Here is an 18,765-nt window from a genome sequence, read left to right on the forward strand (position 1 = left end):
CAGCGCGTTTGATCGCACATGCAAAAGATATGAAGACCTATTACCGTGCCATACCGCAAGTTGATGCGGCCCGTCCTGAAGGTGCCTTTGACCTCGCCGGAGGCTGGGCGTGGTTTTCTCAGGTCGAAGTTCTGCGGCGTGGGCAAGCGCCCGAAATCATCCCTGCGGCCCAAGCGACGGAAGAGGCGCTTGCGCGGATGACGGAGCCGCGTGGCACGCTCGCGGGGCTTGATATGGCCACACCGCAGGTCATGGGCATCCTGAACGTGACGCCTGACAGTTTCTCGGACGGCGGCGAATTTAACGCCCCCGATGCGGCCATCGCGCGGGTGGCCGAGATGGCCAACCAAGGCGCGACGATCATCGACATTGGCGGAGAATCCACCCGTCCGGGCGCAGGTCATGTGGCCGTGGTCGAAGAAATTGCGCGCACAGCACCCGTAATCGCCGCGGTAACGGCAAAATCAGACGTACCGATCAGCATCGATACCCGCAAAGCCCCCGTCGCACGCGAAGCGCTTTCGGCAGGTGCAACGCTGATCAATGATGTGTCCGGGTTCACCTGGGACGGAGATCTCGCGCCATTTGCAGCAGAGGCGGGTGCACCGGTCTGTGTCATGCATGCGCAAGGTGATCCGGCCACAATGCAGGACGATCCGACCTATGACGACGTGCTGCTCGACGTTTATGATTTTCTAGAGGCACAGGTCGGCTATCTGACCAGCCTCGGCATTCCACGACATCAAATTCTGGTCGATCCGGGCATCGGCTTTGGCAAGACTTTGACGCATAACCTCGCGCTTTTGGCGCGGCTCAGCCTGTTTCACAGCCTGGGCTGTCCGATTTTGCTGGGTGCGTCACGCAAACGATTTATTGGTACATTAAGCAACACCGAAGACGCCCACGACCGGATGCCCGGCTCCGTGGCCGTCGCTTTGGCAGGCGTGGCGCAGGGCGTGCAGGTTCTGCGCGTGCATGACGTGGCAGAGACCACGCAGGCGCTGACGCTTTGGCAAGCGGTGACGAAAGGGACGAATTAAATGACACGTAAGCTCTTTGGCACCGATGGGGTGCGTGGGACCGCGAATACCTATCCAATGACCGCCGAAATGGCGCTCAAGATTGGCGCGGCTGTGGGGCGGTATTTCCGCAAAGACAAATCCGACGCGCACCGTGTGGTGATCGGCAAGGACACTCGGCTGTCAGGCTATATGTTTGAACATGCTCTGACGGCGGGGCTGACTTCTACTGGGATGAATGTCTTTTTGCTGGGTCCCGTGCCGACGCCGGCGGTTGGCCTGCTGACAACCTCAATGCGTGCCGACCTCGGTGTGATGATTTCAGCCAGCCACAACCCGGCCTGTGACAATGGCATCAAATTCTTTGGCCCAGATGGGTTCAAGCTGTCTGACGAAGCCGAAGCCGAAATCGAAAGGCTGGTATTTGAGGGCGTCGAGCCCGCGCAGGCCCAACATATCGGCCGCGCGAAACGGATCGATGACGGCCGCTTCCGCTATATCGAGCGTGTAAAGAGCTCACTGCCATCTGCGCTGCCCTTGAGCGGTCTAAAAGTGGTGGTCGATTGCGCCAATGGTGCGGCGCACCGTGCAGCGCCCGAAGCCTTGTGGGAAATGGGCGCCGAAGTCGTTTCGATTGGCGTCTCTCCGAATGGTTTTAACATCAACGACAAATGCGGCTCGACCTATCCGGCCACCATCAGTGAAGCCGTGGTGCGCCATAATGCCCATGTGGGCATTTCGCTGGATGGGGACGCGGATCGCGTGATGATCGTGGATGAAGCGGGCATGGTGGCTGATGGCGACCAGATCATGGCGCTTTTGGCGGATCGTTGGGCAGGCGCTGGGAAACTGGCCAATGACACCTTGGTTGCAACCGTTATGTCCAATCTTGGGCTGGAGCGGTTCTTGCAAGCGCGTGGCCTCAAGCTTGAACGCACCAAAGTTGGCGACCGCTATGTCGTTGAACGAATGCGCCAAGGTGGGTTCAACCTTGGCGGCGAACAATCGGGCCACATTGTCATGACCGATTACGCGACCACAGGCGATGGCCTTTTGGCAGGCCTTCAGTTCCTTGCGGCAATGGTGGAAACTGGTCGCCCTGCGAGTGAACTCACACAGAACTTCGAGAAGGTTCCTCAGCTTCTGAAGAATGTGCGCTACGGCGCTGGGCAAGATCCGCTTGAGGTGGCTCAGGTCCAAAAAGCCATTGCGGATGCGGAAACCAAGCTGAACGGCTATGGCCGCCTGTTGATCCGCAAGTCCGGCACCGAGCCTCTGATCCGTGTGATGGCGGAATGCGAAGATCCGGTACTGCTCGAGCATGTAGTGGACGGCATCGTTTCGGAAGTGGCCGCGAGCGTCTAGCCGCGCGTGAACATCCGTTTGAGGGCGCCGTATTGTGACACTGCGACGCCCGAGAGGATCAGCAATAGCGCCAGGAGCATGGTGGCCGGCAGAGGCTCGCCAAGAATGAGCGCGCCCATGACCACGGACCAAACCGGTACCTGATAGTTCACGAGGCTCATGAAAGTGGAGCCCGCCTCTCGGATCACGCGCACACGCAAAAGGTTTGCCGCAGCCGTCGGGATCAGGCCAAGCACGGCGATCACGATCAACGTGTCTTGCGGAATCGCCGGAGGGAGGCCCTCGACGATCAGAGCAATCGGCAGAATGACTGCCGCGCCAATGAGAAGTAGCACAGCGGACAGGCCAACCGGATCCGCTGCAGGCATTTTGCGCAGCACGATGGAACACACAGCATAGCACGCCGTCGCACCTAGCAGGGAGAACCGCCCCCACGTTTCCATCGAGCTGCCGGATGAGGCCAGCACATCGCCGCCCATCAAAAAGGCCACGCCAATAAAGCCCACGACAAAGCCAAAGACCTTTCGCAGGTTCATCTTTTCATCTGGCAAAAACACATGAGCGAGGGGCAGAATCATCAGCGCAATTGCCGCCATGCTGATCCCTGCAAAGCCCGAGGTCACATATTGTTGCCCCCATCCGATCAGAAAGAAGGGCACGACCGAGCTGAAAATCGCAACGAAAGTCATGCGTCCCCAAGCGCTCTCTTCGGGGAAGAGTTTGAAGCCGCGCAACCCCCAAAACAGCGTCAGGAGGATAGATCCAAGACAGATACGGCTGGTCGCCAGCCACAGCGGAGAAAGGTCTTCGATCGCCAGTTCTGTAAGGAGAAACGTCGATCCCCAGACAAAGCCAAGCGTGGCCACCATGATCCAATATTTAACGGGAATGTCCGGCATCGTACCCTCGTAAATTCCCGCGCACGTTCTGCCTGTTTCAGAGCGGCGTCAAGCCAGTTTCCTGTGTGAAACCGCTGTGTTGGAGTCAGTTGGCAATGGATCCGATTCAACCAATTGTTACACCGCTGCCTAAGAATTAAGCTTTAGGTTGATTTTGAAGATGGAATGCGTACCATAGTTGAAAACAAAATTGAGCGCAGAGCAGATTTGAACATGTATCACCGAAAGACGCGGGCGATGGCCTAAGTGTAGGGATTGCATGTGAAAATTAGAAGGAGACCATTATGCCTTCACCGATACAGAAGAGAGTCCTCGTCGAGTGCGACGCAGCGACGGCCTTTGATATTTTCGTCCTTCATTTAGATCGCTGGTGGCCCGTTAGGGAACATTCGGTCTCGGGTGCGCAGGGTCAGGTCCCTCTAGCGGTCCATGTTGATGCGCAGCCCGGAGGGGCCATCACTGAAACCAAATTCGACGGTTCAGCCACAGTCTGGGGGCATGTGATGGAAATCACGCCGGGCGCACGCTTTGTGGCGTCTTGGCATCCGGGGCACGGATCCAAAATGGCGACCAAGCTGGACGTGAGCTTTCAAAACGCACCGCTTGGCAAATGCAAAGTCACGCTGGTGCATGGCGGCTGGCGCGTCTGGGGTCCAGAGGCCTTTAAGCGTCGTGATATGTATCTAGGTGGTTGGGACTATGTTCTTGGCAAATGCTATACCGAGAGCGTGGCAGAGCTTTTGGCCTGACGCGGCAAAAGAAAAGGCCCCGCCGACGGGCGAGGCCTGATCAATCGGAAGAACTCCGAGTTAGTTCTTGGATTTGTCGACCATTTTGCCAGCCGCGATCCATGGCATCATGCCACGCAGTTTCGCGCCGGTTTCTTCGATCATATGCTCGTCGTTTGCACGACGGGAGGCTTTCAGAGTTGGCTGACCAACCTGGTTCTCCAGCATGAAGTCGCGGACGAAACGGCCGGACTGGATGTCTTCCAGAACTTCTTTCATGCGCGCTTTGGTTTCGTCGTACTTCAGGATGCGTGGGCCGGTGACGTACTGACCGTATTCCGCCGTGTTCGAGATCGAGTAATCCATGTTCGCGATGCCGCCTTCGTAGATCAGGTCTACGATCAGCTTCACTTCGTGCAGACATTCGAAATAGGCCATCTCAGGCGCATAACCCGCTTCGACCAGAGTTTCGAAACCGCAGCGGATCAGTTCGACCAGACCACCGCAGAGAACAGCTTGTTCACCAAAGAGGTCGGTTTCGCATTCTTCGCGGAAGTTGGTTTCGATGATGCCGGAACGACCGCCACCGATTGCTGAGCAATAGGACAGGCCGATTTCAAGCGCTTTGCCGGTTGCGTCGGTGTTCACAGCTACAAGGCAAGGCACGCCGCCGCCTTTGGTGTATTCGCCACGAACGGTGTGACCTGGGCCTTTTGGCGCCATCATGATCACGTCAACGCCTTCTTTTGGCTCGATCAGACCAAAGTGCACGTTCAGGCCGTGGGCGAACGCGATGGCTGCGCCTGGCTTGATGTTGTCGTGGACGTATTTCTTATAGGTCTCTGCCTGCAGTTCGTCGGGCATGGTGAACATGATGACGTCGCACCATGCTGCCGCTTCCGCGATGCCCATCACTTGCAGGCCTTCCGCTTCGGCTTTCGCCGCAGATGCAGAGCCTTCGCGCAGCGCAACAACAACGTTCTTCGCGCCAGAGTCGCGCAGGTTCAGCGCATGTGCGTGGCCCTGAGAGCCATAGCCCAGGATAGCAACTTTCGCTTCTTTGATCAGGTTCACATCGCAATCGCGGTCATAATATACGCGCATGATTTTCTCCTCATTGTCCCATCGGGGGTTGAATTGACGCCAGCATAGGGATGATTGAAGGGGTTTCGAGTGCATTTTGCGCGAAATTCTGAGTATGAATGCACTGTTCATTCGCAAAAATTTAAAATAATGAAGTATTCATGCTTGATGATCTCGACCGCCGCATTCTGCGGCGCATGCAATTCAATCCGGATCAGTCGATTCCTGATCTCGCCGATGCTCTGGGCGTCACATCCTCGCGCCTGACGCGACGGCTGGAGCGCCTGCGCGAGGCAGGCATCCTGCGCGGCATCCGCGCGGTGATTGACTGGCGTGCCTTGGGATTTGAGGTCGAGGTGTCTTTGCGCGTGACGCTCGACAAAACCCAAACCCGCGCCTTTGACGATTTCATCGAAGCCGCCCGCGGTATTGCCGAAGTCATCGAAATCCAGACCTTCCTTGGCCGCGTCGACGTGCGCCTCTCGGTGATTGCACGTGACATGCCGCACTACCAGCAGATCTATCGCGACAAGATCCTCGCCTTACCCCATATCGCCGACATCGAGGCCCTGATGCATGTCGCCCGCATCAAAGCCGAAGAAAGCCTGCCGCTATGATGGAGCTGGACGAGATCGACCGCGCGCTGATCAAAGCGCTGAGCAAAGACGCCACCCAATCTGCGGGCGCCTTGGGGCGGAAGCTTGACCTCAGCCAGCCAGCCACATGGCGTCGCATCAAACGGTTAGAGTCCGAGGGCATCCTTGCTGGACGAACGCTCGATCTGGATCGAGAGAAACTGGGCTTTGGCGTGACCGTTTTTCTGGGCGTCAAACTCGCCACTAAGGGACGCGTGAGCCTTGATGACTTCGAGCGCGCCGTAACGGCCATCCCCGAAGTGCAGCGGGTCGAGCACGTCCTAGGCATGTATGACTATCGCCTGCGCGTCACCGCCCGCGATATCGCTGATTTCGAACGTGTGCTGCGCCGCCGGATCATGACACTTCCCGGCGTCGGCGATGTCGAGGCCAACGTGTTGCTCAGCGAAGAACGCAGGCCCGGACCGCTTTAGGTCTGATCCAAACCAAGAAAGCGTCGATTTAGCCCTAGGCAGCTTGGAGTTTGGCCGCCACTATAACTAGGTAGATGATTTCGGAGGAACCTATGGCATTGTTGAACACGATTGATCCCGACGGCTTGGACGAATTTTCCGTGGTCTTCACAGACCGGTCACTCAACCACATGTCCGCGAGCTTTCAGCAGGTCATGCGCGACATCTCGGGGATGCTCAAAGAGGTCTATAATGCCGACGCGGTGGCCCTGATCCCCGGCGGTGGCACCTACGGCATGGAGGCCGTCGCCCGCCAGTTCGCCCGTGATGCCAAGACCCTCGTGGTGCGCAACGGCTGGTTCTCCTACCGTTGGAGCCAGATTTTTGAATCCGCAGGATTTGCCGCTGAAAGCACGGTGATGAAAGCGCGTCAGACCGGCAATGGCGCCACCGAACCTTTCGCACCTGCGCCGATCGAAGATGTGGTGGCCAAGATCCACGAGCAGCAGCCGGATGTGGTCTTTGCCCCGCATGTGGAAACCTCCGCAGGTGTGATCCTGCCCGATGACTACGTAACGGCCATGGCCGCCGCGGCCCATGAGGTTGGTGCCTTGATGGTGCTCGACTGTATCGCCTCTGGTTGCGCTTGGGTCGACATGAAGGCGACCGATGTTGATGTGCTGATCTCTGCACCGCAAAAGGGGTGGTCAGCGTCTCCGTCGGCTGGTCTTGTGATGATGGGCGAACGCGCTTTGGCGCGGCTGGATCAGACCGAAAGCGACAGTTTCGCCATCGATCTCAAAAAATGGCACGCCATCATGCAGGCCTATGAGAACGGCGGCCACGCCTATCACGCCACCATGCCGACCGATGCGCTGAAAGCCTTCCGCGATACAATGCTAGAGACGCGGGACTACGGCTTTGAAAAATTGCGCGAGGCCCAATGGGAACTGGGCAATCAGGTGCGCGCTATGCTCAAGGGCAAGGGCGTGACCTCTGTCGCCGCCGAAGGGTTCGGAGCACCGGGAGTCGTGGTCAGCTACACTGGCGACCCAGCCATCCAAAACGGAAGCAAATTCAGCGCTTTAGGCATGCAGATCGCGGCGGGCGTGCCATTGGCCTGTGACGAGCCAGAGGGCTTCATGACCTTCCGGCTTGGGCTCTTTGGTCTGGACAAGCTCTATGATGTGGACGCCATCGTGGCGCGACTAAAGGCGGCCTTGGATCAGGTGCTCTAGGGCTTTCATCTTGCCAAAAATACTCATCAGACGGTTTGCCATGCAAACCGTCTTACCGCACACCAAGACCCATTTGCATGAGGGTCTTGCGCACCGGGGCCAGCCCGTAAAGCGCATTAAGCCCCATAGCACGCGCGTCGCGTAAAAGCGGAGCTTCAACCATCGAGGCGCGGTTCAGCATATCGATGCCGCGCACCCGCAGACTGATGTCGCCATGGCGTTTCCGATGATAGGTGTCCAGCATGTCGCGACTTCCGAGGGCATCCGGAGAGGCCTGTGCCAGATCCAACAGAGCGCCAAGATCCGCCAAGGACATATTCAGCCCCTGCGCCCCAATCGGCGGCACCACATGTGCAGCCTCTGCGATCAGAGCGATGCGTTCACCAGACATGCGAGAGGCGACTTGGCTGATGATCGGCCAGATCGTGCGTTGCGAGGCGAGTTTCAGCGGGCCGTAAAGCCCCGCGCTGCGGGTCGTCATCGCGTCTTCGAAGGCTTTGTCCTCTAGATTAAACAGTGCTTGTGCTTTGGCACTACGTTCCATCCACACAAGGGCGGAGCAGGGCTGGCCGTCGCGGTCTGGAAGCGGCACTAGAGTAAATGGTCCACCAGTGCGATGGATCTCGGTTGAGACATTTTCATGTGGGATCGGGTGGGTCACCGCGAGGGCCAGGGCTTTCTGGCCATAGCGCGTGGTGCGCACTGGAATACCGGCCGCCTCGCGCATCGGAGAGCCTCGCCCATCGGCGGCGATCACAAGTTTGCAGGTGCTGACGCTGTCATCGCTGAGGGTCACGCGGGCTTGGGCGGCTCGGGTGAACAGTGCTTTGGTGCCTGTGCCCAGACGCAGATCCACATTGGGCAAGGTTTGAAGATGCGTCACTATTTCGCGGCGCAAGAGCCAGTTGGGCAGGTTCCAGCCAAACGGCTTCTCCGAAATTTCGGATGCATTGAATTCTTTGACGATCCGCGCTTTGGGCGTTTCGCCCCCCGCGTCCACAATCCGCATGACCTGAAGCGCAGCGGCGTGGTTCTCGAGCCGCGACCAGAGCCCGGCGCGCTCGAGCAATGCCTGTGCAGGCTGCAGGAATGCCGTGGTGCGCATATCCGCGCCCTTGGTCTCGCGGTCCGTGATCGGGGGCATCGGATCCAGACATTGCACGGTGAAACCCGCTTGCGCCAAAGCGGCTGCTGCGGTCAGGCCAGCGATGCCCCCGCCCGAGATCACGATATCGAAATGCTGCACGCTCATGGGCACTCCTCTTTGCCTGACATTTAGGCCTGTTGCGCGAGGCGGGAAAGGGGCAACTTGCCGCTGCGCGAGCGGCCCGCGAAGGATTTGAGTATTTCGGGCAAGATGAATGCGGGTCAGAGAAGCTGGCTTAGGAACGCGCCGAGGTCGTTTGTGTGGTGCTGGAGGTGCGGCTCGTTTTTGGCGTCTGGTGCGACGAGTACGGTTTTTAGGCCCATGTCGTGTGGAACCTTCAGGTTGCGATGATCGTCCTCGAACATGGCAGCTTTCGTGGGGTCCAGCCCGTCTTTGGCAAAAACAGTTTCAAAGGCGATGCGTTCCGGTTTCGGAAAGTATCCAGCGTGTTCAATGCCATAGATCTTTTCAAAAGGGGCGCTGAGCCCGCGCGCTGCAAGAACGTTGCGCGCATAGGGGGCTGAGCCATTGGTGTAGACGATCTTGCGTCCCGGTAAATCTGCGATCATGTCGGCCAGCTGTGGATCGGGATCGAGCACGGAGAAATCGATATCGTGGACTTCGTGCAGATAAGGATCAGGATCAATGTCGTGCACACGCATGAGGCCAGCAAGCGTGGTGCCATAGTCGCGCCAGTAGGTGGCGCGAAGCCGGTCGGCTTCGGCTTGGTCTACGCCGACTTCGCGCATGACATAGCGGGTCATGCGGTCTTCGATCTGATCGAAAAGCCTCATTTCGGGCGGGTAAAGCGTGTGGTCCAGATCAAAGACCCAGGTGGTCACATGAGAGAAAGCGTGTTTTGGCATGTGCGAGACCCTAGGAGGCTTGGGTGCGAAGTCAATCTGTCCCTTGCAAGTTAATCAAGGGGATGCATAGTCTGTCGCATTCTGAGGAGTGACACCATGAGCCAAAACCGCGGGCAAACCCGGGACGCCTATTCGCTGATTTTGGAGGCGATTGATCATGGCGAATATAAGCCAGGGGATCGTTTGGTTGAAAGCGATCTGGCAGAGCGCTTTGGGGTCTCGCGCACGCCAATCCGTGAGGCGTTGCAACGGTTGGAAACGCAATCCTTGCTGGCACGCGATGGGCGGAGCTTGATTGTCGCATCCCTAGATCACAACCAGCTTTCAGAGCTTTATCTGGTGCGTACCGAACTCGAAGGTCTTGCGGCGCGGCTGGCTGCGCGCCATGCGGCGGTCGAAGAGGTTAAAGTGCTGCGCGACATGGTCGAAGAAGACAAAGCAATTGTCGACGATCCTACGGCTCTGTCTCGCGCGAACCGGCGGTTTCACAAAATGATCCATCTGGCGTCCCACAACCGTTATCTGGTGCAGCAACTGGATCTGGTGCACCGCACGATGGCGCTCATGGCGACCACGTCTTTGGCCGTCGAAGGGCGGGGCGTTGTGGCCTTGCAAGAACATGCTGCAATAGTTGAGGCTATTGCAAACCGTGACGAGGATGGCGCCTACCAAGCGCTCAAAAGCCATATCTCCGAGGCATTTGAAACACGCATCAAACTAAGTGCTGACAGCTGAATACCCCGCTGTCTGGCCTTCGGCAGTTTGCCCGTGGGTGGTTTTATCCCAGAAAAATGGCAGAAAGATCAGCTCAAATAGGGCCTTATAGGCCGCAATCGTCGCCATTGGGAAATAGATCACAAAGCAGGTGACCCAAGGGATCAGGCCTCGCCTGTTTTGTCCCCGCATCGAGAGGCCTGCGATCGTGAAATCAATGAGGGTTGCGGCCCCAAGGGTCACCATTGAGGCCCCTATAAGATGCGGCGACAAATCTGCGAGACCGAGCGGCTCTGAAAGTCCAAAGGCCAAGAGCCAGAAACACCACAGAACTGGCGCAAGCAGGAACTGCATAAGGGCCGCGAGAAGGATGACATTGAGCCCGATGAACCGCCCGGGCCCAAGGGATTGCAGCAGCAGACCCGGGCGTTTCATATGCACCAGATAGGTGATCATATAGCCCTTGAGCCACCGCGACCTTTGTCGAACCCAGGACCGAAAGCGGTAGGTGGCTTCTTCTTGGGTGACGGTGAGGGACAGTTCGGTGCGATACCCAAATCGCGCCAGACGGATGCCGAGGTCCGCGTCTTCGGTGACGTTATGCGCGTCCCATCGGCCAATACGTTCCAAGACATCTCGGCGCATAAAAAGCGTTGTACCACCGAGTGGGATCGGCACGCCAATGCGGGCCATGCCGCGCAGGATAATTCGAAACCACATGGAATATTCGAGCGTAAAGCAACGTGAGATCCAGTTGGTGTCGGGATTATAATAGTCCAGAACCCCCTGCACACAGGCCACATCTGGTGCGGCATTGGCAAAATGCGCGGCGATGGTTTCTAGCTGGCGTGGGTCCGGCGCGTCTTCGGCGTCCCAGATGCCGATGATGTCGCCTCGGCAGAAATCCAGGGCATAGTTCATGGCGCGGGGTTTGGTGGTAAGCCCGCTACCCTGAGGCACTGTCACAACGCGCATCCACTGCGGCAAAGTCGTGCGTGCAAGCGTGTCCTGTGTAAGCAGGTCTTTTTCTTCGAGCACCAGCACGACATCCAAAAGTGCCCGCGGATAGGTGAGCGCGCGGAGCCTGTGGATCAGGGCACCCGCGATCTCGGTTTCTTTGAAAAGCGGCACCAGAACAGAGATTCTGGGCAGGCGGCCAGAGCGTTTTTGTGCCTTTTTCTCAAGTGCGGGCGTGGCCTGTCTGCTGGCGGCCAAAGCCACGCATTTCATCGCAACACCAATCAAGAGAAAACCCATGGTCAACAGAACCAACAGGCTGATACTGAACTCTGGGGCAATGTAGAACAAAGCAGTCATCGCCAAGCAAAGCGTCGCGACACAGGCCAAACGAAGCCAGAGTGTCTGCGCCCAGCCTCGGCAGCTTAGCTCTATTGCCAAACGCGTCTCACAGGCTCGCGTCAGAGAGGTTCCGTGCATCTGGGCCACCACATGCTGGATGTCGCGTTCCTTGGCCAAAACCATTTTGGGCAGGCGGATATTGGCGGGCAAATGGGGGCGAAGGCGCTCAAACTCCTCGGGCCGACTTGTGGCCAGGATCAGCTGCCCCGGCGTCTCAATCCATGGCACTGCTGCGTGTTTCAGGCACATCTCGGGTCGCAGAAATTGTTTGAGGCGTGGGTCCGGTGGCGCTTGTCCAAGGTCGATCACCTGGGTCTGAAGCTCTGCCGCCAAAGCCTCCAGAGCCTGGGTTTCTGTGATCCACCTATTGGAGATCAGAACGTCCGTTAAGCTGGTGTCCCAGACCTTGAGGCGTTGTTTCGCGTAGATGAACTGTAGAGAGCTTATGTGCCCCGCCTCAAGCAATCGCCGACCAGCGCCAAGATGCGGATCGTCCTGTGCGCGTTGTGTCAGGTCCGAGAGGGCTGCGTTTTGATAGCCCATAAAACTTCGCCTCCAGAGTGCTGACGTTACTCTGGAGGCGAAAAATTACCGAATGCTTAAAGTTTTACGAGAATTCGCGCGGGTCAGGCCGCTTTTGCCTCGTCCATATAGGCTGCGAAACGCTCAAACAGATAGAAGCTGTCCTGCGGGCCCGGGCTTGCCTCTGGGTGATGCTGCACGGAATAGACGGGCTTGTCTTTGATGCGGATACCACAGTTGGACCCATCAAAGAGGGACGTATGCGTTTCCATGACATGATCGGGCAGGGTGGCGCTGTCGACTGCGAAACCGTGGTTCATCGAGGTGATTTCGACCTTGCCGGTTTCGTGATCCTTGACCGGGTGGTTCGCGCCATGGTGGCCGTGGTTCATTTTGATGGTTTGACCGCCAAGCGCCAGAGCCAGCATCTGGTGGCCCAAGCAGATGCCAAAGACCGGCAGGTCCGCTTTCAGGATTTCCTGGATCATGGGCACGGCATATTCGCCTGTTGCCGCAGGGTCGCCAGGGCCGTTGGACAGGAAAACACCGTCCGGGCTATGCGCGAGGATTTCCTCAGCGGTTGCTGTAGCTGGCAGGACAGTCACATCGCAGCCCGCTGACGCCAGAGACCGCAGGATGTTGCGTTTCGCACCAAAATCGATGGCGACAACCTTGTGACGTGCGTTTTCCTGACGCTTGTAGCCCTCAGGCCAGGCCCACCGCATTTCGTCCCACTTATAGCTCTGCACGCAGGTGACCTCTTTGGCCAGATCGAGGCCTTCAAGGCCCACGAACTCGCGGGCTTTGGCGACAAGAGCGTCGGTGTCAAACTTGCCCTCAGGATCATGTGCAATCGCCACATGCGGTGCGCCAGCCTGACGGATCGCGCGGGTCAGGCGGCGGGTGTCGACGCCTCCGATGGCTATGCGGCCACGAGACGCCAGCCAGTCCGACAGATGCCCGGTGGAGCGCCAGTTGGATGGCTCTGTTGGATCCCATTTGACCACCATGCCCGCGGCGACCGGATCAGCGGTTTCGTCATCCTCAGGGGTCACGCCTGTGTTGCCGATGTGCGGGAAGGTGAAAGTCACGATCTGGCCCGCATAGGATGGGTCGGTCATGATCTCTTGGTAGCCGGTCATCGCTGTGTTGAAACACAGTTCCGCCACCGTCTCGCCGGTTGCGCCAAATCCGCGTCCGTAAAACAGGGTTCCATCGGCCATAGCAAGGCAGGCAGTCGGTGCTGAAGTGGACGCAAGGGTCATGAGGCGAGTCTCCGGGCTGACAAATTGTCGGGAAACTAAGATTGAACCCACCGGGCGTCAAGGTCTGGGGTGAAAGTAGAAAGTGTTAAAATACAACAACTTAGCTTTTTTCTTCACAAGTTGCACAGACCTTTGCTTTCTTCTATGGTTCAAGCTTCGTATCTGAGACGCATCAAAAGGTGGGCAAACATGCGTGACACGATCAATGAGGCTTTGAAGCAAGCCATGCGCGACAAGGCCAAAGAGCGCTTGTCGACCCTGCGTCTGATCAATGCAGCGATTAAAGACATGGACATCTCTTTGCGTGGCGAAGGCCGCGAAGAAGGAGCCAGCGACGATGACATCCTTAAAATCCTCGCCAAGATGGTGAAGCAGCGCCAGGAAAGCGCGCGCACCTATGAAGAGGGTGGTCGTCTGGATTTGGCAGAGCGTGAATTCGAAGAGATCAAAGTGATCGAAGAATTCCTACCGCGTCAGCTGGAGGAAACCGAAGTGGTGTCCGCCATCGACACTGCGATCTCGGCAGTCGGCGCGAGCTCGATCCGCGACATGGGCAAGATCATGGGCGCATTGAAATCCAAATACACCGGCCAGATCGATTTCGCGAAAGCGGGACCGATGGTGAAAGAGCGTCTGAACCAGCTTTGAGCGGACTGAATTTCGAGCCATAGAAAAAAATCTCTGTCGGCTCGAAATTTTCACGATTCAGGTCTTGCGCCTTGGCAGATCACATCGTATTCAGCCGCTCACCGTTGGGGTGTAGCCAAGTGGTAAGGCAACTGTTTTTGGTACAGTGTACCGTAGGTTCGAATCCTACCACCCCAGCCATCTTCCTTTCTTGAGTGTTTGCTAGGTGCGGCCAGGCTATTGAGGCCCAGAATGCCCCCGAAAATGCCCCAGTTCGGGTGTGGCGGGTGTGCTCTTTGTTAATGCGGCCGCGCCTCACTCACGAGGTAGCAAGGCGTGATCCACCCCATAGGCCGCTCTGGTCCAATCGTCATGCTTGTTGTCCCGGCGATCCCCCCGCGTGAGGTGGTGTGGGTTGATGCAGGTGCGCGTTTGTTGAACCACCGCATGTCCGCAGCATTCAAACGAGTTATTGGCTATCCGTTTGTACCAGAGGATATCCAAGCGCGTGCAGTGCTCAGATCTCGTATCCCGTATCACACGTAAAAGGGGTGCTTGTCGCCCAGACTACATCGCCAACGAACAATCTCTGCCAATGAAAAACTCCCTCCCTATCGAACTGAGTACAATTGTACTTGTAGAAGATGACGAAGACACACTAGTCGCACTGTCTGATGCACTTGTTGACGAAGGGCTAGTTTGTCGCCCATTCGCAAGGCCGGAAGACGTGCTAGAATACATTTCAGAAGGTGGGGACTGCTCCGCCCTTGTCACTGACATTAAAATGCCGAAAATGTCTGGGCTTCAGCTTGTGTCGAAGCTTCGGGATTTACCGAACCCAACGAGCGAGACGCCCGTTATCATCGCTTCTGGGAATGCGACAAAAAAAGAGGTTCAGGAGGCTTTGCGCCTCAGTGTAAGTGAGTTTTTAGATAAGCCGATACAGCTTGATTATCTCGTTGATTTGCTTCGCCAAATGCTCAGCAAATCGCGTTCAAAAACCTCCGAACACGAAGGCGATTTGAACGAGACCAGTGACAACGAATTATCCAATACTCTGCGATTGGTGGCGCATGAAATGCGTACGCCTTTGAATGCAGTGATTGGATTCTCTTCGTTGCTCCTTGACGAGCAAATCAAATTCGAAAGAGAGGCTGTCATGTCAGTGGCAGAGTATATTTTCGAAGCTGGAAACGAACTACTGTCAAAAACAAATTTGGCAATTGGAACCCTTTCCATGAGCGAAGGAAATCCGCCTGAGCTTAAAGCCGCACACGCCGAAAGAATGATGGTCAGCGTAACCGAACGCAAGTCGGTTCGCGACGCCGCAAAACAAAAACACATTGAAATCATTGATCATATTGGTCTCAAGTTGTGGCGTCTTGACCCATATTCAACGATGAACGCCTTAGAGCAAATCATCCTCAATAGCCTTAATGTAACCGAGCCTGGCGGAAAGATCGTTGTGGAAGCCAGAGAGCGCGAAAATGGTTTGGAGATTAGAGTTACGGATGAAGGTCCGGGCATGTCATCAGATCAAATCGAAAGAGCTTTACGCCCGTTTTCCAAGTCGGACTTGTCAAAAAACGGCGTAGCCGAAGGGCTTGGCCTCGGATTGCCATTCGCTAGGAAATGTATGGAAAGACAGGCTGGAAACTTACGCGTTGCCTCCAGTGTCAACAATGGGACAGCGGTCAGCTTGGAACTACCAAAGCACGAGCTGCTGCCGGAAAATCCCCAACCTTTGATGAAGGAGAGCCAGCAAGATGCCCTTTAGGACTTTATCAAGTATTGCCGCGTGTTTCTTTGCACTGCCATCACTTGCATCTGAGGCAATTAATCATGAGGCAATTGTTGCAGAGGCTTTGAGGCCAGCGTCGAGTTGGAATTTCCCGGTAGAAGACGCAGCGGCTCTGTCAAAGAAGCACGTGGTTTATCTAGCAGCGAACCTGCAAAATTCGGGAATCCTCTCAGTTGCGGAGGGGCTGAAGGAAGCTGTTTCGAAACTCGATTGGTCTTTGGAAATCATTGACGCCCGAGGAGATCAATCCAAAATCGAAGAGGCGTTGGACCGCATCGCACGGCTTGCTCCAGATGGGTTGGTTTTGGGGGGCTTCAACGCAACAGACCACTTAGGCCCCCTGAACGTGATTTCGGGAGAAGGAACTAAGATCATAGGATGGCACGCTTCGGCCTATCCCGGTCAAATTCACGGAACACCTGTATTCAACAACATTACAACAAATCCTTTGCAAGTCGCACAAGTTGCAACAAGTTATGCAATTGTCGCCACCAATCGTAGAGCAGGTGCGGTCATATTCACGGACAGCCGTTTCGAAATCGCTCTGGAAAAATCAAATGAGATGGCTCGGATAATTTACCTATGCGCGACATGTCAACTTCTGGAAGTTGTAGATGTCCGCCTAGACCAAACCTCCGAAGTAATGCCTGACGTTGTTTCGCGCTTGCAAGATACATATGGGGATCTTTGGAATGTCAGCTTGGGCATCAACGATTTGTATTTCGATGGCGCATTCTTACCGCTCAGTCTTTCCGAGGACCGTGCCATTGGGGATTTGGTTAACGTATCGGCAGGCGATGGTAGTGCATCTGCTTATCAACGTATCGAGAGTGATCTTTTTCAATCCGCAACCGTTCCGGAACCACTAAACTTTCAGGGTTGGCAATTGGCCTATGAGCTTAACCGGAAGATGCAGGGCTTGAACACACAGCTGTTCGTGGCTCCGACGAAATTGGTAACGAAAGTCAATTCCAAAGAGGACGGTGGCGTAGATTGGCGTTTTGATCCCTCGAACGGGTATAGGGCATTATTCAGCGACAGCTGGGTGGCTAAATAAGTGTCGTTCAGCAAACGCTTTGCGCTGAAAGAACGCGTCATTGTTGTCGTGGCGATCGGCTTCGTGGCGCTGATCTCTACCTCCTTGCTTGTTCAATTGAATTTCTCGCGCTTTTCGGATTTTGCCGAAAATTTCTACCAAACTCAGCTGCCACTGGTTGAAACCGCATACGATCTTGAACACGCCAGTATCCGGATTTCCGCCCTTGCGAAAAACTTGCGATATACGGACAAGCAAAGCGACCTAGACACACTTTATTTAGAGTTCACGCGAGTAGTGAAGGAGCTGGAAGAGCTCACGGCTAAGCTGTCGGTCCAAGGCGGCTACAGCGACGTTCTTGCCTTAAATCGTTTGAGTCAGGCACTCGCACAGGAAGCAAAACAAATATTTGCCTCTAAAGTTAGGCAACTAAATGGCTCCGGCATCACAGGCACGTCGTTTGCTGACAAAACGCTAGTTGGCAACTCTTTGCAAAAAAGCACGAAACAACTTGCGGATTTAGCGACTGAATACAGGGCTCAAGTTGAAACGAAACTGCTGAAAAATTCTAGTGATTTGCAGGCAACGCGAGTTAGATTCAGCTTCTTGAATCTCTTTGTCCCATTTCCAATTTCATTGCTAATGTTTCTGTCAATCTGGGGACTTATGAGAAGGTTCAGTCTTAGAACCGAGAACTTGCATTCGGTTCTCTTGGGCGAGACTGCAACCCTCAACAAAGACTTTTTTAAAAGCTGGGACGAATTGAGTGATTTGGGGCTGGTCGCGATAGAATTTCAAGACCAAAAGAGAGCCCTAGAGCTTTCAAAGTTGGAGTACGAGCGACTAAATAATGATGTGCAAAACATCATTGATGGCGCCAACAGCCCCATTTTCGCCTTCGATATGACTCAGCGAATTACAGTTTGGAATAGAAAAGCGATTGAACTCACAAAAATAGATATCGATCGCGTGAACGAGGGAATGTTTCTGAAAGACATTCTGTGTGACGAATGTTTGAGTGAATTCGAAACACGGCTGATTGCGCTTTCGCAAGATGCCGACTTAGACGCGTGGGAAAGCTACTTGGTGGCAAATGACGGACGTCGTATCCCAGTTCTCTGCAGTTTGACCAGCCAGCTACAATCGAGCCGGAACAAAGGCGAGATTTTCTGTATTGCACAGGATTTAACCCAGAGAAATGCGTTACAAGCTGAAGCGATTCAAGCATCAAAGCTTGCAAACTTGGGAGAAATGGCAACCGGGATGGCGCACGAATTGAACCAACCCCTCAACGCCATGAACATCACGTTAGCCTCTCTTCGGAACACTCTTAAACCTAACAAGTACAATCCAGAAAAGGCCAGCACACTAATCGATAGGGTCGCAAATCAGGTAGAAAGAGCATCTAACATCATTGACCACATGCGCATCTTTGGAAGGCGCGCAGACGACCCAGCCCAAGTTTTTGAAATGGGTAATTGTATCAATCGCGCAGCCAACTTGCTTGCGCCCCAACTAAAGCTTGCATCGATTGATCTCAGTCTGAGGATTGAAAGCAATCTTTTAATTTGTGGTCATGCAATCTTGTTCGAGCAGGTCATCCTTAACCTACTTTCAAATGCCAAGTTTGAACTGGAAAAACGACAGGTCCAGAACCCCTGGATAAAAGTAGAGGCTGCACGAGTGGACCAGCATATTGCTATTTCTATCGAAGACAACGCAGGTGGGATAGATGAAGAAGTCTTGCCAAAGATCTTTGAGCCATTTTTTACGACCAAGGAAGCTGGAAAAGGTACAGGTTTGGGATTGTCTATCAGCTATGGGATAATCGAAGACATGTCCGGCAAGCTGGCCGTCAATAACTCCCAAAATGGGGCGAAGTTTGAAATTAGGTTTGCGGCGAACTTGGACGTCGTATCAACTCAGAATGAGGTTGCATAACGGCAATCCCACAGCTTTCCTGAACTGGAACCGTACCTTGCGCGGCTCCTGAGTGGGCGTGGGGAGTGGCCGAAAAAGCCCCAGATTTTGCACTTTCGAAAACCCTT

At 55.3% G+C, this 18,765-nt stretch carries 18 protein-coding genes and 1 tRNA gene; 13 read left to right on the forward strand and 6 right to left on the reverse strand.

Annotated features, from left to right (window positions below; translation table 11 throughout):
* Positions 1-29 precede the first annotated feature (29 nt).
* Together folP and glmM are read left to right on the forward strand one after the other, a co-directional pair.
* Positions 30-1,040: a dihydropteroate synthase gene (folP, locus tag WG622_RS09800; protein WP_339403428.1), complete on the forward strand. Its 1,011-nt coding sequence runs from the start codon at positions 30-32 to the stop codon at positions 1,038-1,040.
* Positions 1,041-2,384 (forward strand): phosphoglucosamine mutase, encoded by a 1,344-nt coding sequence (gene glmM / locus WG622_RS09805; RefSeq protein ID WP_339403429.1) that lies wholly within the window; start codon positions 1,041-1,043, stop codon positions 2,382-2,384.
* On the opposite strand, the gene WG622_RS09810 is transcribed toward glmM, so the two are convergent.
* Positions 2,381-3,283 carry a DMT family transporter gene (locus tag WG622_RS09810; protein ID WP_339403430.1) on the reverse strand — a complete coding sequence of 301 codons (903 nt, stop codon included), beginning with the start codon at positions 3,281-3,283 and terminating at the stop codon, positions 2,381-2,383. The genes glmM and WG622_RS09810 overlap by 4 nt on opposite strands.
* A gap of 284 nt (positions 3,284-3,567) precedes the next feature.
* Between WG622_RS09810 and WG622_RS09815 the strand changes: the two genes are divergently transcribed.
* Positions 3,568-4,032: an SRPBCC domain-containing protein gene (locus WG622_RS09815; protein ID WP_209357100.1), complete on the forward strand. Its 465-nt coding sequence runs from the start codon at positions 3,568-3,570 to the stop codon at positions 4,030-4,032.
* A 60-nt stretch (positions 4,033-4,092) separates the two neighbouring features.
* On the opposite strand, the gene ilvC is transcribed toward WG622_RS09815, so the two are convergent.
* Positions 4,093-5,115, reverse strand: coding sequence for a ketol-acid reductoisomerase (gene ilvC / locus WG622_RS09820; protein WP_209357099.1), 1,023 nt, complete (start codon positions 5,113-5,115; stop codon positions 4,093-4,095).
* 140 nt (positions 5,116-5,255) lie between these two features.
* Between ilvC and WG622_RS09825 the strand changes: the two genes are divergently transcribed.
* The 3 genes from WG622_RS09825 to WG622_RS09835 all read left to right on the forward strand — a co-directional run bounded on the left by WG622_RS09825 (position 5,256) and on the right by WG622_RS09835 (position 7,380).
* Complete coding sequence (locus tag WG622_RS09825) at positions 5,256-5,711, forward strand: Lrp/AsnC family transcriptional regulator (RefSeq protein WP_339403431.1); 456 nt, start codon at positions 5,256-5,258, stop codon at positions 5,709-5,711.
* On the forward strand, positions 5,708-6,163 hold the full coding sequence (locus WG622_RS09830; RefSeq protein WP_339403432.1) for an Lrp/AsnC family transcriptional regulator: 456 nt from the start codon (positions 5,708-5,710) through the stop codon (positions 6,161-6,163). The genes WG622_RS09825 and WG622_RS09830 overlap by 4 nt, the downstream gene beginning before the upstream one ends.
* A 92-nt stretch (positions 6,164-6,255) precedes the next feature.
* Positions 6,256-7,380: an aminotransferase class V-fold PLP-dependent enzyme gene (locus tag WG622_RS09835; protein WP_339403433.1), complete on the forward strand. Its 1,125-nt coding sequence runs from the start codon at positions 6,256-6,258 to the stop codon at positions 7,378-7,380.
* A 52-nt stretch (positions 7,381-7,432) separates the two neighbouring features.
* Here the strand turns inward: WG622_RS09835 and WG622_RS09840 are convergent, their stop codons facing one another.
* Both WG622_RS09840 and WG622_RS09845 read right to left on the reverse strand, forming a co-directional pair.
* Positions 7,433-8,632: a UbiH/UbiF family hydroxylase gene (locus tag WG622_RS09840; RefSeq protein WP_339403434.1), complete on the reverse strand. Its 1,200-nt coding sequence runs from the start codon at positions 8,630-8,632 to the stop codon at positions 7,433-7,435.
* A gap of 116 nt (positions 8,633-8,748) precedes the next feature.
* Positions 8,749-9,393 carry a pyrimidine 5'-nucleotidase gene (locus WG622_RS09845; protein ID WP_339403435.1) on the reverse strand — a complete coding sequence of 215 codons (645 nt, stop codon included), beginning with the start codon at positions 9,391-9,393 and terminating at the stop codon, positions 8,749-8,751.
* Between the two features lie 96 nt (positions 9,394-9,489).
* Between WG622_RS09845 and WG622_RS09850 the strand changes: the two genes are divergently transcribed.
* Positions 9,490-10,128, forward strand: a complete 639-nt coding sequence (locus WG622_RS09850) for a GntR family transcriptional regulator (RefSeq protein ID WP_339403436.1) — start codon at positions 9,490-9,492, stop codon at positions 10,126-10,128.
* Here WG622_RS09850 and WG622_RS09855 read toward each other — a convergent pair.
* The gene (locus WG622_RS09855) at positions 10,111-12,009 is read right to left on the reverse strand and encodes a glycosyltransferase (protein WP_339403437.1); all 1,899 of its coding nucleotides are present in this window, start codon (positions 12,007-12,009) and stop codon (positions 10,111-10,113) included. The two genes, WG622_RS09850 and WG622_RS09855, sit on opposite strands and share 18 nt — an antisense overlap.
* An 83-nt stretch (positions 12,010-12,092) precedes the next feature.
* A complete protein-coding gene (carA, locus tag WG622_RS09860) occupies positions 12,093-13,253 on the reverse strand; it encodes a glutamine-hydrolyzing carbamoyl-phosphate synthase small subunit (RefSeq protein ID WP_339403438.1) in 1,161 nt (386 codons plus the stop codon).
* Positions 13,254-13,442: 189 nt separating this feature from the next.
* Between carA and WG622_RS09865 the strand changes: the two genes are divergently transcribed.
* From WG622_RS09865 to WG622_RS09890, 6 genes are all read left to right on the forward strand, one after another.
* Positions 13,443-13,901, forward strand: coding sequence for a GatB/YqeY domain-containing protein (locus tag WG622_RS09865; protein WP_209357090.1), 459 nt, complete (start codon positions 13,443-13,445; stop codon positions 13,899-13,901).
* 105 nt (positions 13,902-14,006) lie between these two features.
* Positions 14,007-14,081 (forward strand) — tRNA-Gln (locus WG622_RS09870).
* A 135-nt stretch (positions 14,082-14,216) separates the two neighbouring features.
* Positions 14,217-14,426 (forward strand): hypothetical protein, encoded by a 210-nt coding sequence (locus WG622_RS09875; protein WP_339403439.1) that lies wholly within the window; start codon positions 14,217-14,219, stop codon positions 14,424-14,426.
* 49 nt (positions 14,427-14,475) lie between these two features.
* A complete protein-coding gene (locus tag WG622_RS09880) occupies positions 14,476-15,657 on the forward strand; it encodes an ATP-binding response regulator (RefSeq protein WP_339403440.1) in 1,182 nt (393 codons plus the stop codon).
* Positions 15,647-16,738, forward strand: coding sequence for a type 1 periplasmic-binding domain-containing protein (locus WG622_RS09885; RefSeq protein WP_339403441.1), 1,092 nt, complete (start codon positions 15,647-15,649; stop codon positions 16,736-16,738). Before WG622_RS09880 ends, WG622_RS09885 begins: the two co-directional genes overlap by 11 nt.
* Positions 16,739-18,658, forward strand: coding sequence for a PAS domain-containing sensor histidine kinase (locus WG622_RS09890; RefSeq protein ID WP_339403442.1), 1,920 nt, complete (start codon positions 16,739-16,741; stop codon positions 18,656-18,658).
* The last annotated feature ends 107 nt before the right edge of the window (positions 18,659-18,765 follow it).

The organism is Cognatishimia coralii (genome assembly GCF_037478305.1).
Classification (GTDB): domain Bacteria; phylum Pseudomonadota; class Alphaproteobacteria; order Rhodobacterales; family Rhodobacteraceae; genus Cognatishimia; species Cognatishimia coralii.

What these genes read in the sequence shown, in the direction of transcription:
- folP (WP_339403428.1), top strand. Translation starts at nt 30, where the DNA reads ATGAAGACCTATTACCGTGCCATACCGCAAGTTGATGCGGCCCGTCCT.
- glmM (WP_339403429.1), top strand. Translation starts at nt 1,041, where the DNA reads ATGACACGTAAGCTCTTTGGCACCGATGGGGTGCGTGGGACCGCGAAT.
- WG622_RS09810 (WP_339403430.1), bottom strand. Translation starts at nt 3,283, where the DNA reads ATGCCGGACATTCCCGTTAAATATTGGATCATGGTGGCCACGCTTGGC.
- WG622_RS09815 (WP_209357100.1), top strand. Translation starts at nt 3,568, where the DNA reads ATGCCTTCACCGATACAGAAGAGAGTCCTCGTCGAGTGCGACGCAGCG.
- ilvC (WP_209357099.1), bottom strand. Translation starts at nt 5,115, where the DNA reads ATGCGCGTATATTATGACCGCGATTGCGATGTGAACCTGATCAAAGAA.
- WG622_RS09825 (WP_339403431.1), top strand. Translation starts at nt 5,256, where the DNA reads ATGCTTGATGATCTCGACCGCCGCATTCTGCGGCGCATGCAATTCAAT.
- WG622_RS09830 (WP_339403432.1), top strand. Translation starts at nt 5,708, where the DNA reads ATGATGGAGCTGGACGAGATCGACCGCGCGCTGATCAAAGCGCTGAGC.
- WG622_RS09835 (WP_339403433.1), top strand. Translation starts at nt 6,256, where the DNA reads ATGGCATTGTTGAACACGATTGATCCCGACGGCTTGGACGAATTTTCC.
- WG622_RS09840 (WP_339403434.1), bottom strand. Translation starts at nt 8,632, where the DNA reads ATGAGCGTGCAGCATTTCGATATCGTGATCTCGGGCGGGGGCATCGCT.
- WG622_RS09845 (WP_339403435.1), bottom strand. Translation starts at nt 9,393, where the DNA reads ATGCCAAAACACGCTTTCTCTCATGTGACCACCTGGGTCTTTGATCTG.
- WG622_RS09850 (WP_339403436.1), top strand. Translation starts at nt 9,490, where the DNA reads ATGAGCCAAAACCGCGGGCAAACCCGGGACGCCTATTCGCTGATTTTG.
- WG622_RS09855 (WP_339403437.1), bottom strand. Translation starts at nt 12,009, where the DNA reads ATGGGCTATCAAAACGCAGCCCTCTCGGACCTGACACAACGCGCACAG.
- carA (WP_339403438.1), bottom strand. Translation starts at nt 13,253, where the DNA reads ATGACCCTTGCGTCCACTTCAGCACCGACTGCCTGCCTTGCTATGGCC.
- WG622_RS09865 (WP_209357090.1), top strand. Translation starts at nt 13,443, where the DNA reads ATGCGTGACACGATCAATGAGGCTTTGAAGCAAGCCATGCGCGACAAG.
- WG622_RS09880 (WP_339403440.1), top strand. Translation starts at nt 14,476, where the DNA reads ATGAAAAACTCCCTCCCTATCGAACTGAGTACAATTGTACTTGTAGAA.
- WG622_RS09885 (WP_339403441.1), top strand. Translation starts at nt 15,647, where the DNA reads ATGCCCTTTAGGACTTTATCAAGTATTGCCGCGTGTTTCTTTGCACTG.